The sequence below is a fragment of the Bradymonas sediminis genome, from assembly GCF_003258315.1.
Classification (GTDB): domain Bacteria; phylum Myxococcota_A; class Bradymonadia; order Bradymonadales; family Bradymonadaceae; genus Bradymonas; species Bradymonas sediminis.
Genome location: NZ_CP030032.1, coordinates 2,756,927 through 2,770,507, shown reverse-complemented (window position 1 = coordinate 2,770,507; position 13,581 = coordinate 2,756,927). Strand labels below are relative to the sequence as shown.

The window sequence follows — 13,581 nt, the reverse complement described above, 5'->3', positions numbered from 1 at the left end:
TTGCTCGCGCGTTCGTTTTGAAATGGGCCCGCACATCAGGGGTTATATTCCGTGGGTTGAGTGGTGGCATAAGCCGGGCAATGGGCTGTGACAAAGACGCTCGGCTTATCTGCGCTTCTTCTCGATAAATAACACATTATAGGCGCTCTCATGGCGAATCTCCCAATCGGAGTCGGCGCGCATATTCTCGATGAGTATGGGCTGGGTCTCCTTATTGAGCAGGGCCGCGGTGATATCGTATTGCTGGAAGATCCCCTTCCAGGCCGAGGTGGTGCTGGCCACCGCGTAGAGGTCCCAGATTTCGGCCGACGGCAATTCGACGCGTTGGTCCACAAAGACGATGGGCGCGGGGCGCGAGCGCGTGAGGTGAAAGAGCAGATATCCGGCGAACTCCTGGTCGTGAAAAATATGCTGGTCGCCTGGGTGTTGCTCCAAGATCGCGGTCTCCATGACGGGCGTCCTGGCGAGGACAAGGCCGTTTAAGGGGGCCGCGTCGCGCGTCGGGATGGCCGGGTAGGCGTTGACGAAGTCCCGGTGGTAAATGGTCCCGGGTTGCAGGATCAGCGCGGACATCAGCAAGGCGATCGCGAAGAGCAGGTTGAACGCGCGGACCGGGCGCGGCGGGATGTCCGGGGCCTTGTCGGCGCGGGTCGCGTCGTCAGCCCGAAGATAGGCCGCGAGCACGAAGGGGATGATGAGCGCGAACCACAACATCGCCCGCGCGGCCATGATGGTCATCAGGGCGAGGCCGGCGAATAAGAAGACGTCGGCCGGGTCCACCGAGCGGCGGTTGCGCCAAAAGATATACGCGCCCGCGCCCATCGACGCGTAGAAGATCATGCCGATGCCGGGCGGGTTCCAGGGGGTCGCGGCCATCCACTCGGTCACGGTGTTCTGGATCTCCGGGTTGGTCGACAGGGCGATGACATAGCCGTAGATCTCGGCGCCGCGCGGGTTTAGCAGCGGCGCGACCAGGGATACGACGAAGGCGCCAAACCAGGCGATGCTCTGTTTCGTGGGCGCCTCGACGACGGTCCGGCGCTCGGCCAGCGGCCGGGGGTCGAAGCGGTCGCAGATGGACGCGGCGCCGAAGGCCAAAGCGATGGCAGCGGGCAGAAAGAACGAGCCGTGCAGGTTTGCCCAAAGCGCGGCGACCCCCGGAAATAGTATCACGGCCGCCAGCGGGGTCTGACCCTTGCGGATCCGAGCGCCGAGCCAGACGAGCAGGGCAAAAAGCGGCAGGACAAAAAGATGTGAGCGCGCGGCGATATAGGGAAATGCCTGCGCGAAGCCCACCAGCGTGAGGACCGCCCCGAACATCGCCGAGCGGCTCTGGCGCATCGCGCGCATCCCCAGAAACGCCGCCAACCCGCCGGCGATGAGGTTTCGCACCAGCAGCACCAATTGCAAGCCGCCGAGGTCATGCAACCAGTAGAAGAGCCATTGGGACAGCCACGGCTGGATATAGGAGGGCGCCTCGGGGTCCATCGTATAGAGGTAATGGTTGGCCGCCGGGATGGCCCCATATTGATGCACGAGCCGACCCATGGTCAGGTGCCACCAATAATCCCAGGAGCGAAGCGGCAGCATCCCGAAGCACAGGAGGACCAGCGAAAAGGGCAGCAAAACCCACACTAAATCCAGCGTAAATGGCGGCTTAATCGCGTCTCGAACTCGCCAGGGCGCCGCGCTGTCGCGCGTGGGTTTGTTGTCCGAGGATGATTCAGATGGCGGCATAAATAATCTACAACTTAATGATTAATAATTTGGGAAAACCATCGCGCGGAGCGTTTTCTCTGCGCGCATATAACTCAAAGGCGCCTGCGCAGCGAGGCGGCGCCGATGCGAATAGAGATCCACGACACAACCAGCGGCGTCAGCAGGCCGATGGTGAAGATGACCAGGTGGTATGAGGTGATGGAGCGGCCGCCTTTGCCGTCGATCAGCGACCCGATATGCATGGTCACCGCGAAGGTGCAGGCCAGGGTGAATAGGACGACGAGCATGGCGAGGATCATATAGATAACCGCGCCAAAGCTCGAGGCGATCTTGGCGGCGTTGGGGTTGTGAAATTGTGGATAGACCGCGCCCAGGCCCATCGCCATGGCGGTCGAGACCAGGGTGAGCAAAAAGATCAACGCGCTGGCGATCAGCATCAGCACCCAATTCTGGAGCACCAAGAGGTTGGAGGACCAGATCAGCAGCTGGCCGACGATAAAGACCGGGGCCAGCGTGCCGAGCCATTTGCCCACCAAAAAGCGCTCCAGCGTGATCGGCGCCTGCAAGATCAGCCAGAAGCTTCGCCCCTCGACGCTCACCGACGGGAAGACGAAGCGCCCCGACAGGGCGACCAGGACGAAGCCGCAGGAGGCCAGGTTGAAGAAATACAGGCCGACCTGCCCGAAGAGTTCCTGGTCGGCGGCGGCCTCCAGGTATTTATAATTGACCAGGTAGATGATGATGATCGCGACCACCACCAGCAATTGGGACCATTGAGAGGCGTCGCGCACGAAGACCTTCTGGTCCTTGCGCACCAGCTCGCGAAACGACGACAGCAGCGTGTCGCCCCGGGCCTCCAGGTCGGCGAGGTTCTCTTCGAGATCGCCGCGCAAATTCGCGCTTCGCTTTAAGAGCCAGTCGCGCCCGATCTGAAGCAGGCCCTGGCCGTGGCGGCCTTCCTGGGCCTTGGAATACCCTCGCCAATACCAGCGCCGGTGCAGCCAGGCCGACACGAAGAACAGCGCCATCGGCGTGCTATAGAGAATGCCGAAAGACCACCAATCCGGGCTGCCCGACTTAAAGAGGACCGGGATGACCACGTTCATGCACCAGTCGCTGGGCAAATAGATGCTGGTCGGGGTCGACAGGAGGTCGAGCATCTGGCCGATGGAGTCGAAGCTATCCGGGTTAAGCAGGCGCTCCGGGCGCAGCGCGCGCACGATAAAGAAGAGGCCCGAGAAGCCCAGGAGCCCCAAAAAGAGCAGGGCGTCGCGGGTTCGGTTGGCCTGCAGGAGGTTGGTCACCAGCAGCGACAACAAGGTGGCGAAGGCGGTGGGCAGCGCCACAAAGGGCAGCAGCACCAACCCGAGCATCATATAATAATCCCAGGTGGCCCCCACGCCGACCCCCGACGCGATAAAGATCGGCAGCCCGAAGAGCAGGACGATCCAGGAGGATTGCGCCAGCGATTCGATAAAGCGCGAGCTAAAAAAGGTGTCGCGCGGGATCGGCTTGGACATCAAGAATTGAAGGTCGTCGGCCAGATAAAAGGTCGTAAACGCGGTCACCACATTCGAGAATGCCAGCAGCGCGAAGAACACCAGAAACGCGATGGACAGCAATTTCTGGATGAGCAACTCGCCTACCGGCTCAATCGCGATCGATTGAGACACCAACCACAGGCTGCCGCGGTACAGGTTGACCCAGAAGAAGAGGCTGAGCACAAAAAAGACCGGCCCGCGGAAGCGACCATCTTGTTTCGAGCGCAGGCCGCCGCGCACCATCTGGAATTTAATGGCGATGAGGTTTCCAATCACGGTGCCCCCCGGAGGTCGGCGGTTTGGCGGAGATGGAATTTAGAGCGATTCAAGGAGCGCCTGGGCAAAGAAGGAGCGTCTCGGCGACACGGATAATCGCATTCTAGGCCAACGGCCCGGCATATGGAAACCCATATCATCGCCGCGCCGGGTTCTGCTCGGCCGGGCGGGAATTTTATGACCATATCGACTCTTAGCATCGTTGTGATATTGGAGCGCGTAGAAAGAGCGCGCTGATATCAGAATTAAGCCTTAATCGACGAGGAGTTTATGGAATCGCCAACAGCACAAATTATCGCCTTCACTTGGTACCGCGAAGCAGATTATAACCTGTTGCTCGAAGCCAGCCGCAATAAGGTCGGGCTCTTCGAGGACTACCAGAGCTGGCTGGCCGACGCGCAGGCCGCGTTCGACAAATATACCGACCTTGGGTTTGAGCCGCACCGCGTCTATATCGACGTCCAGGATTATCTGGACTGGTGCGAGCTGCGCCAGCGCGCGATTAATAAGCCGTCGCGCGAGATCTATAAGGAGATCCGCCGCCAGCAATATTATCGCGAGCTCGACGCGCGCGCCGCTTGTCCGCCGATTGACGGCAAGCCAAATTAAGCCCGAAGACCTAAATAAGCGGGCTTAATCCCTTGAATCATTGATGTATTGAGAAACCAATAATGGAGCAAAGAGTATGAGCGAGAAGAAACAGGTACGCAAATTCGAAGCGCAGACCAGTCAATTGCTAAAGATGATGATTCACTCGGTCTATAGCAATAAAGAGATCTTTTTGCGTGAGTTGATCTCGAACGCCTCCGACGCGATCGACAAGCTGCGCTTTGCCGCGATTCAGGATAACGACCTCTATGAGGGCGACACCGAGCTGAAGGTGCGCGTGTCTTTTGACCCCGAGGCGAAGACCCTGACGGTGGCCGACACCGGCATTGGCATGAACCTCGAAGAGGTCACCCACAATATCGGGACCATCGCCCAGAGCGGCACGCGCGAGTTCATCGCGCAATTGTCCGGCGACCAGAAGTCGGACGCGAACCTCATCGGTCAATTCGGCGTCGGTTTTTATTCGGCGTTTATGGTCGCCGACCGGGTCGAGCTGCGCACGCGTCGCGCGGGCGCGCCGGCCAACGAAGGCGTGCTCTGGGAGTCCGACGGCGAGGGCGAATATACGGTCGAGACGATCGAGAAGCCCACGCGCGGCACCGAGATCACGATGTTCCTCAACGAGGAAAACCTGGAGCTGCTCGAAAATTATAAATTGCGCCAGATCGTGCGCAAATATTCGGACCATATCTCCTTCCCGATCGAGATGCCGGTCGACGTGGAGCCCGAGACCGAAGAGGGCGAAGACGAAGAAGCCAAGGACACCGCGGTCGCCTATGAGACGGTCAACCAGGCCTCGGCGCTGTGGACCCGCTCGCAGTCCGACATCGAGGAGGAGGAGTATCAGGAGTTCTATAAGCATGTTTCGCATGACTTCGAGGACCCGCTGATCTGGACCCATAGTAAGGTCGAGGGGACGCTCAAATTCACGACGCTGCTCTATGTGCCGGCGCGTCGCCCCTTCGATATGAACACCGATTTTGAGGGCAAGCGCCACGGCATTAAATTGTACGTGCGCCGCGTCTTCATCATGGACGACGCCGAGATGTTCCTGCCGCGTTACCTGCGCTTTGTGCGCGGCGTGGTGGACTCCGACGACCTCACGCTCAACGTCTCGCGCGAGTTCTTGCAGGAGAACCGCGTGGTGCGCGCCATGCGAAAGACCGCCGTCAAGCGCGTCCTCGACATGCTCGAGGAGCTCGCCGCGGACACCGAGAATCCCGAGAAATACGCCAAATTCTGGGAGGCCTTTGGCCCGGTGCTCAAAGAGGGCGTCATCGAGGATGACCGCAACCGCGGGCGCATCGCGAAATTGCTGCGCTTCTCCTCAACCCACAGCGACGAGCCGAGCGCTGATGTGAGCCTGGCCGATTATGTCGAGCGGATGAAGGAGGGGCAGAAGAAGATCTATTATGTCACCGCCGAGTCCTTCGCGGCCGCCAAGAATAGCCCGCACCTCGAGATCTTCCGCGACAAGGGCATTGAAGTGCTGCTGCTGCATGACCGCGTCGACGAGTGGTTGGTCGGGCACCTGCCGGAGTTCGAGGAGCACGAGCTGGTGTCGGTCGCCATGGGCGAGTTGGACCTCGACCTTGGTAAGTCCGAGGACGCCGACGACGCGGATGAGGAGAGCGAGAAGAAGGATGAAACCCCGGAGGCTTCGGAGGAGATCCAGGCGTTGATCGAGCGGCTGAAAGAGACGCTCGGAGAAGAAGTCCAGGACGTGCGCGTCTCGCGCCGCCTGACCTCCTCGCCGAGCTGCCTGGTGGCCGGCTCGCAGGGCGTCAGCTCGAACCTCGACCGCATCTTGCGCCAGGCGGGTGAGTTTAGCCCGGGATTTGCCCCGGTCCTCGAGCTTAACCCGACCCACCCCATCATCGAAAAGCTCAGCGGCGAGGTCGACAACGCCGACTTCGAAGACTGGGCCCAGGTCCTCTTCGACCAGGCCATCCTGAGCGAAGGTGGCAAGCCGAAAGACCCGGCCACCTTCGTCAAACGGATGAATAAATTGATGGTGGATTTACTGGGCTAAGGCCCCGAATTCACGGGCTTATTCTTCATCTTCCGCCGCGCTGGGGGGCGCGTCGGGGGTGTCAAATTGGCCCATCAAAAACTCATCGGCTTTGCCGCTTGCTTCCACCGGTGCATAGGTGGTCGGGGCGGTGCCGGTGAGGAAGACCTCTTCGACGCCATTCTGGCGGCTGAGCTTGCCGGTGGCCGGGTCGATCGTCGCGGTGACGATGCCGGAGGCCGGCGGCTCGAACTCCTTGGTCTCAAGCCCTTCGTGGGCAACCTTCATGAAGTCGCCCCAGATCGGGCCGGCGACCCTGGCGCCGTATTCACCGCGCCCCAGGGTATAGTTATCGTCCATACCCACCCAGGCACCTGTGACATATTGAGGGGTAAAGCCGATGAACCAGGCGTCTTTTGCGTCGTTGGTGGTACCGGTTTTACCGGCGAAGGGGCGGCCGAACGCGCGGGCGAGTCCGCTGGCCGTGCCGCCGCGGCGCGTGCCGTGGCTGTCGACATAGCCCATGGTCACCGCGGTCATTAAGTCGGTGAGCAGGTAGGCGACCTCGGGGGCGAGGACGCGGGTGAAGCGTGTCTCAAAGGAGTCGGTTTCGCCGTTGGCGCTCTCGACGTGGGTGATGAAGCGCGGCTCGGCGTACATGCCGCCGCTGGCGATGGTGGCGTAGGCGTTGGTGATCTCGAGGTTGGTCAGCTCGCTGGAGCCCATGACCATCGTGAAGTTCTGCACGATCGGGCTCTTGATGCCGAGCTTCTTGGAGAACTCGGTGGCCGCGTCGAGGCCGACGTCGGTGAGCACGCGCACCGCGATGACGTTGCGGCTGGCGCCCAGGCCCTCGCGCACGCGCACCGGGCCGCGCCATTTGAGGTCGGCGTTCTTGGGCGACCAACTCTTGCCGCCGGGCATCTTAAAGACCGCGGGGCTGTCGAGATAAATGGTCGCCGGGGTGATGCGTTTGGTCTCCAATCCGGCGCCGTAGACGAAGGGCTTGAAGGTCGAGCCGGTCTGGCGACGCGCCTGGGTCGCGCGGTTATATTGGTTCTTCTCATAATCGTAGCCGCCCACCAGGGCGACGACGTCGCGGGTCACCGGGTCAATTGAGACGATCGAGGCCTGCGGCCCGTCGCGAAAGACCACCGGCAGGATGCCATCTTCGGCCGGCTCGGTCGCAAGCGGCACCACCTGCAGGACGTCACCGCGCTTAAAGAGTGCGTCGAGCTTCTGGTCCGGGCTGTCCTTCTTTTTGAGGTCGGGGGTGATGATGCGTCCGCGCGGCTCAAGCTTGATGCGCGCGGCATAGTCGCCCAATTGCACGTTGAGGTGCTCTTTATCAGCGTCCACCGAGGTGACCACTGACTCGTAATATTTGCCCAGGTTTAGCCCGCTCTTGGCGATTTTGGCGGCCTGCTTTTTATTAAAGGCCGCGAACTCGGCGTCTTTGATGCGCCGAATTCGGCTATAATAGCCGCGCCGCTCGTCATAGGTGCGCAGGCCGTCGCGCACCGCGAGTTTGGCCGCCATCTGCTTGTTGACGTCCAGGGTCGTGTGGATCTGCAATCCACCCGAATAGACCTTCTCTTCGCCGTATTTCTCGACCAAAAGCTCGCGAGTATGCGCCACGAAATAGGGGAATTGGTGCAGGTAGGGATTGCTCTCGGCATAGGGCACCGTCTTGATCGGCATCTCCATGGTTTCCCGATATTGCGCCTCTTCGATAAACCCCTTGCGCCACAATTGCCCGAGCACATATTCGCGCCGCTTGAGGTTTCGCTCCGGGTATTTCTTGGGCGAGAGCCGCTCCGGCGACTGGGTAATCCCGGCCAGCGCCGCCGCCTCGGCGAGCGTGAGGTCGCGGGCCGGCTTGCCATAATAATAGCGCGCGGCCTCCTCGACCCCGTAGTTGCCGTGCCCCAGATAGATGGTGTTCAGGTAGAGAAAGAGGATGTCGCTTTTGGTCAGGTTGCGGTCGAGCTCGCGCGCCAGGATGATCTCTTTGATCTTACGCTTCACCTTTCGGTCGTGGGTGAGCATCAGGTTTTTGACCACCTGCTGGGTAATCGTCGAGGTGCCTTTGACCGGAATATCGTAGCGAATCGCGTAGTAGAACGCGCGCACCATGCCGAGGTAATCGATGCCCTCATGGGTCATGAAATCGGCGTCCTCGGCGGCCATAAAGGAGTAGCGCACATAATCCGGCAGCTCCTCCATTGAGACCACCGTACGCCGCCCATTGTCGGCCACAAACTCCCCGATCAGCTCGCCGCCGGAGGCGTAAACCCGCGAGAGTTGCAGGGGTTTATAGTCCTCGCGCTTGAGCAATTGCGGCAGGTCACTGCCGTAATAGTAGAAGATGCCCGCCACCGCGCCGCCCGCCAGGATCGCCCCGATCAGCGTGAGCACGATCATCCACTTAACCAGCCGGCCAAAGAGTCCGCCTTTCTTCTTCTTGGACTTCGATTTGGATTTCGCGGTCTTCTTGCCTGATTTACGTCGGTTGGATGCCATATTTTTATTCGGTGAGTTGCGGTCGCTAAAACTTGGGGGATGCGTCGTAGGGTGTCGGCAGTGGGTGGAACCAAATCTTGGTGGCGCCCATTCCGACGCCGCGAATTATGCGCATGAATCGGTGAAAATGTCGAGTTCGGCGGCAGAGAGCTGGGTGTGATGGTGTCTTTGGGCGAGGCGTCTCGCTCAGCGGCGGGTGAACTTGTTGAAGCGATACTTTGAGGGTTATGGAATAGTGTGCGGAAGTCGTGGCTGGGCGGTGCCTATCGCTGCGCTATCGCAGTCGAATATCTTAACCCATGAATCATGATTGAGGAGAAAAGGAAGATGACGACATCCGACGATTTTATCTCTTGGCAGGATTTCCAGCGGGTGGAGCTGCGGGTGGGCACGGTGGTCCGCGCGGAGGTCTTCGAGGAGGCGCGCAGGCCGGCTTATAAGTTGTGGGTGGACCTCGGCGAGTCACTGGGGGTGAAGAAGAGCAGCGCGCAGATAACCGCGCGCTATCACGCCGACGAGCTTGTCGGCACCCAGGTGCTCTGTGTGGTGAATTTTGCGCCTAAGCAGATTGGCCCGATGATGTCCGAGGTGCTGGTCACCGGGTTTTATGAGGAGGAGGGTGGGGCGGTGATTCTTGCGCGCCCCGATAGGCCGGTCCCCAACGGCAGCCGGCTTTGCTGAGCGGCTGCCGTGATTGGGTGGGGTCGGTTGGGGGCGAAATCCTTAGCCGCCGAAGAGTTTCTCGAGGACGCCGCGCACCGATTTAATCGCCACGTAGGCCGAGAAGACCACCAGTACGATATTGATGAGGTTGAGCTTCCAGCTATTTACGTGCTCGCCCATCGTCTTCCTGTCGTTGACCGCCCAGAAGAGCAGCGCCGCGGTGATGGGCAGGCCGAAGACGCCGTTGAAGGTCGGGAAAAGGACGACCATTTCGACCACGCTCAGACCGGTGACCAGGGCGAACAGCGGCGAGAGCAGGCCGATGAGCGTGCCGCCGGCGTAGACCGCCTGGAAGGTGTGGGTTCCCTGTTCTTTTTGGGGATGGTCGATGGCCTCCAGAATCATGAATGGGACCGTCCACATGATCGGGATGATGCTATTGAAGGATGCGGCGATCACTCCGAGCAAAAACGCGGTCTTCGCCCAGTCTCCCAGGACCTCGGCGAGCGCCTCGCCCGGGGTCATGAAGGTGGCGAGTTCGGTGATGCCGGCGGGGACAAGCACGGCCGCAGCGACGACGATGATGCAGATGGTGATCGCGCCGCCGACGGCGTATCCCAAAAACAGGTCCGAGCGCATGCTCTTAACGTGGCGCTCGGAATTCCAGCCCTTTCGCCGCACCAGGATCGACTCCAAAAAGAAGTTCGGCCACAGGGCGGTGGTGCCCAGGAGTCCGGCGCCGAGCAGCATCGCGCCCATATCGGGGATGCGTGGGATGAAGCCGCCCAGGATGCCCGTAAATGACGGCGAGCTTGAACCCGCAACCACGACATAGAGCAGCAGCAGCAAGATCATCATGCCGGTGACGACTTTCTCGACATGCTTATAGTCGAGGATGCCGGTGATAATGGCCAAGACTCCGGCGACCACCGCGGTGACCTGCCAGGGCACGACGCCGCCGGTCAAAAGCTCCACGCTCATGCCGACCGCGGCGGTCAACCCGAGCGTCCAGGCGATACAGCCAATAGAAAGAAATAGCGCCAGCCCCAGGGCCAGCTTTTTGCCCAGCCTTTTGCGAATAAACCCCATCAGGGTGTCGCCAAAGATGCCCAGGCGCGCGCTCATATCCTGGGCCATGACGCCGAGTAACACAGCGCAAACGACGGCCCAGATGAGCAGATAGCCGTATTCGACCCCTGCCTGGCTTGCGATGAAGATCGAGCCGGAGCCGAAATAACTGGCGACCATTACGAACGAAAGACCAAAGCGGTCGAAGAATTTCTTGATATTGGACTGTATAAAGGTCATGGAATCTCAGGGTTAAGTGCGTGAATTTTTAATTTCGGGTTCGTCGATATGCTTAGTTGAGGGTGCCTCCGCCAATTAGGAGATAAGCGCCCAGCCCAATGAGGACCGCGGCCAGACCGAGTTGGAGTCGGTCGGGGTTAATGCGTCGCGCCAGATACCACCCGGCGACGGTGCCTATGAGCAGCGGGACGCCGACCAACAAGGCCAGTGACCAGTCAATTGCGCCGTGGATGGCAAAGCCAACGGTGGCGAACGCTGCGATGAAAATGGATTGTACTTGCGCGAGGGCGACGCCAACGAGCATCGGCACGCCCAGGACCACCATGATGGGAACGGCCAGCACAGGCCCACCGACTCCCAATAGTCCGCCCGGCAGACCGACGCCGAGCCCAATCGCGACCATTGCGATATCCGCTTTCGGGGTGTTGAGCTCGAAGTCAGCGTCGCTGCTCAAGCCCATAACCCTGCGGATTAAAATGATTAACCCAGTCAATAAAACGAAGGCGCCGAGCATTATTCCGAAGAGGCGCGCGTCGAGTATGGTGTTGAGTTGGGCGCCGGCAAACGCGCCGATGACGCTGGCCGCGCCCAAAACAAGGGCTGCGCGGCGTGCGCCGGGTTTCGAAAGCTCGCCTGAGCGTAAATACGCCAGGCTGCCAACAATGCCTGTTGCGATAAAGGTTGCGCTGGCGGTTCCTGCCACCGTACTTGGAGTGAGGTCCAAGAGCGCAAAGAGTGCGATGGTGACGAAAATGCCACCTGGCCCAATGGTAGTGATACATATACCACCAATGAGCGCAATTGTCATGAGTAAGAAAATAAGTCCAAGACTCACTGGATATCCAGATTTTGAGTGATGGGATTTACGGCGTTCTTAAGACGGAAACCTCCCGTTCCGCCTCTAATGAGTTGCACTCAGTGGGCAAGAATATCCGCGCAAAATCAGCCAAAGATTTCGCTAAATTTATGGACCTCTTCGTCGGAGCCGACCAAGAGTAATTCCATATCGTGCTCGAGTTCGAGCGTTGGAAGAAAGTTCGTAATCAGCTCGTCGTCCTTTTTCAGGGCGATGACGTTGAGCCCGGTTAGGGCGCCAATGCCGCTGGCGGCGAGCGTCTTTCCTTCCAATGAGAGGGGGAGCTTTCGGGCAAAGAGGTCAACCCCTTCGCCCAAAACGACCAGCTTCCGATCCTTGAGGATGGCGCTTATCGCGTCGATCGCCAGAGTCGTATAACTCAGGACGAAATCGGCACCAGCCCGGTAGAGCGCTTCGATATTGCGCTCATGGGTGATGCGGCTGACGATGCGTGTTTTGGGATTCAGGCGGCGACAATAGGCTGCCAGATACACGTTGATCGCATCGTCGTTGGTTGTCAGTAAAACCGCGTGTGCCTCGGTGATGCCGGCTTCGCTTAAGAGCTCGTAATCGGCGGCATCTCCAGGGAAAACAGTGACGCAATCCCCGGCGAGGTTATTGCAACGCTTCCGGTCACGCTCGACCAGGTGGACGTCGACATTCTGGGCAGCGAGCGCGCGGGCCGCGGCTGCCCCAACCGTACCACCTCCGATGAGGAGCACAGGGGTGTCATTTGCGTCGCCACCTTCGATCAACGCCTGCAATTTGTCAAATTGCGACTCCGTTCCCATGACCACCGGGACGCTCGAGTCGGTCAGCAGCATATTGGGGCGCGCGGTGCGCAGCGGCCCGCGGTCCCAGACGCCGACGATGGTCAGGCCGGTCTCCTCGCGTAATTTGGTCTCGCGGATGGTCTTGCCGCAAAGCGGGGTGTCCTGCACCGAGAGCTCGGCGATTTTAAGGGTCTCGTACTCGCCGATAAAATGAAGCTTCGAGTTCAGCACGTTGATGCGGTTGGCCAATTGCTCGCCGAGCCATTGCTTCAGCGGCAGGGTGTGGGTGGCGCCGCTGAGCTCGAGAATATCGCGGGCGTTATGGTCGCTGGAGAACGCCGCGATCGGCACGTTCGGCGCGACCTCGCGCACCGTCAGCGTGATATTCGTGTTCATCATATCGTCGCGATTGGCGACGATCATGCGCGCCTGAGACGCGCGGATTCGGCTATAGGTCTCCTTATTGTCGACCTCGCCCACGACCGTTTTGATGCCGTCGGAGATCCAATTGGCCGCGGCGGTCGGGTCCTCTTCGATGAGGACATATTCGATATTGTCGCGCTCCAGGCGGCTGATGAGCCCCGGGGTGATGGCGTCATAGGAGCAAATAATGACATGCGATTCGGTCTCGGGCGCCAGGCTTCGCGGGGCGCGCGAGCGGATTTGCTCCTCCAAAAAGGGCGCATAAAAGAAGCGGATAAACGCGAAGGGCAGCACGATCAGCACCATGATGATGCCGGTGATCAGCACCAGGATGCTGAAGAGCCGGCCCAGGTCGCTGTGGAAGGTGATATCGCCGAACCCCAGGGTGCTCATGACCGTCAGCGTCCAATACAGCCCGGTGATCCAGGAGTGCTTCTGCCCCTCGTAGACCATGATCATATGGAAGATCACGGTGAAGACGACCAACATCGCTATGAGGACGCCGATGATTTTGAAGAGTAGAGGGAGATTGCGTTTAATCTCCTTATTTCCCAAAAAAAACGAGAGTTGTGTGCTGAGCGCCTTCATAAAATACCATCTATAATTGAAATTTTGGGGCGAATTTCGGCTTCGCCCCGCATTTAAGTTCGGCTATTTTGCACCGAAATTCGGATGTGTTCCAATGCCTTCGCGTCGCGCGTTTGTAAAGGCGATGTTCTTTGCCGGTGGCGACATATATAACGATAGAACGCCGATAGGATAGCGTTGGCGAGCGCGGATTGCTAAGAGCGTCTTTGTATCTGGCGGGCTGGCGCGCTATATCTCGGCCGAATCGCACCATAGTTACCCAATTTCTTTCAGCACGGCATATATCACCTC

General features: G+C 59.6%; 9 protein-coding genes. 3 read left to right on the top strand and 6 right to left on the bottom strand.

The annotated features are described in order from the left end of the window. Positions 1-105: 105 nt before the first annotated feature. Positions 106-1,737: a hypothetical protein gene (locus DN745_RS10475; protein ID WP_133621778.1), complete on the bottom strand. Its 1,632-nt coding sequence runs from the start codon at positions 1,735-1,737 to the stop codon at positions 106-108. 74 nt (positions 1,738-1,811) lie between these two features. Beyond that, on the bottom strand, positions 1,812-3,536 hold the full coding sequence (locus tag DN745_RS10470; protein WP_111334638.1) for a putative ABC transporter permease subunit: 1,725 nt from the start codon (positions 3,534-3,536) through the stop codon (positions 1,812-1,814). A 270-nt stretch (positions 3,537-3,806) separates the two neighbouring features. On the opposite strand from DN745_RS10470, the gene DN745_RS10465 reads away from it, so the two are divergent. Together DN745_RS10465 and htpG are read left to right on the top strand one after the other, a co-directional pair. Then, entirely contained in the window at positions 3,807-4,145 is a 339-nt protein-coding gene (locus DN745_RS10465) for a hypothetical protein (protein WP_111334637.1), read from the top strand. A 76-nt stretch (positions 4,146-4,221) separates the two neighbouring features. After that, the gene (htpG, locus tag DN745_RS10460) at positions 4,222-6,177 is read left to right on the top strand and encodes a molecular chaperone HtpG (RefSeq protein ID WP_111334635.1); all 1,956 of its coding nucleotides are present in this window, start codon (positions 4,222-4,224) and stop codon (positions 6,175-6,177) included. 18 nt (positions 6,178-6,195) lie between these two features. Here the strand turns inward: htpG and DN745_RS10455 are convergent, their stop codons facing one another. After that, entirely contained in the window at positions 6,196-8,679 is a 2,484-nt protein-coding gene (locus tag DN745_RS10455; protein ID WP_111334634.1) for a penicillin-binding protein 1A, read from the bottom strand. A 327-nt stretch (positions 8,680-9,006) separates the two neighbouring features. On the opposite strand from DN745_RS10455, the gene DN745_RS10450 reads away from it, so the two are divergent. After that, the gene (locus tag DN745_RS10450; RefSeq protein ID WP_111334632.1) at positions 9,007-9,360 is read left to right on the top strand and encodes a tRNA-binding protein; all 354 of its coding nucleotides are present in this window, start codon (positions 9,007-9,009) and stop codon (positions 9,358-9,360) included. Between the two features lie 42 nt (positions 9,361-9,402). Here DN745_RS10450 and DN745_RS10445 read toward each other — a convergent pair whose 3' ends face one another. The 3 genes from DN745_RS10445 to DN745_RS10435 all read right to left on the bottom strand — a co-directional run bounded on the left by DN745_RS10445 (position 9,403) and on the right by DN745_RS10435 (position 13,290). Next, positions 9,403-10,650: an Nramp family divalent metal transporter gene (locus DN745_RS10445; RefSeq protein ID WP_204354967.1), complete on the bottom strand. Its 1,248-nt coding sequence runs from the start codon at positions 10,648-10,650 to the stop codon at positions 9,403-9,405. Positions 10,651-10,702: 52 nt separating this feature from the next. Next, complete coding sequence (locus DN745_RS10440) at positions 10,703-11,485, bottom strand: sulfite exporter TauE/SafE family protein (RefSeq protein WP_204354966.1); 783 nt, start codon at positions 11,483-11,485, stop codon at positions 10,703-10,705. 107 nt (positions 11,486-11,592) lie between these two features. After that, on the bottom strand, positions 11,593-13,290 hold the full coding sequence (locus DN745_RS10435) for a potassium channel family protein (protein ID WP_111334628.1): 1,698 nt from the start codon (positions 13,288-13,290) through the stop codon (positions 11,593-11,595). Positions 13,291-13,581 lie beyond the last annotated feature (291 nt).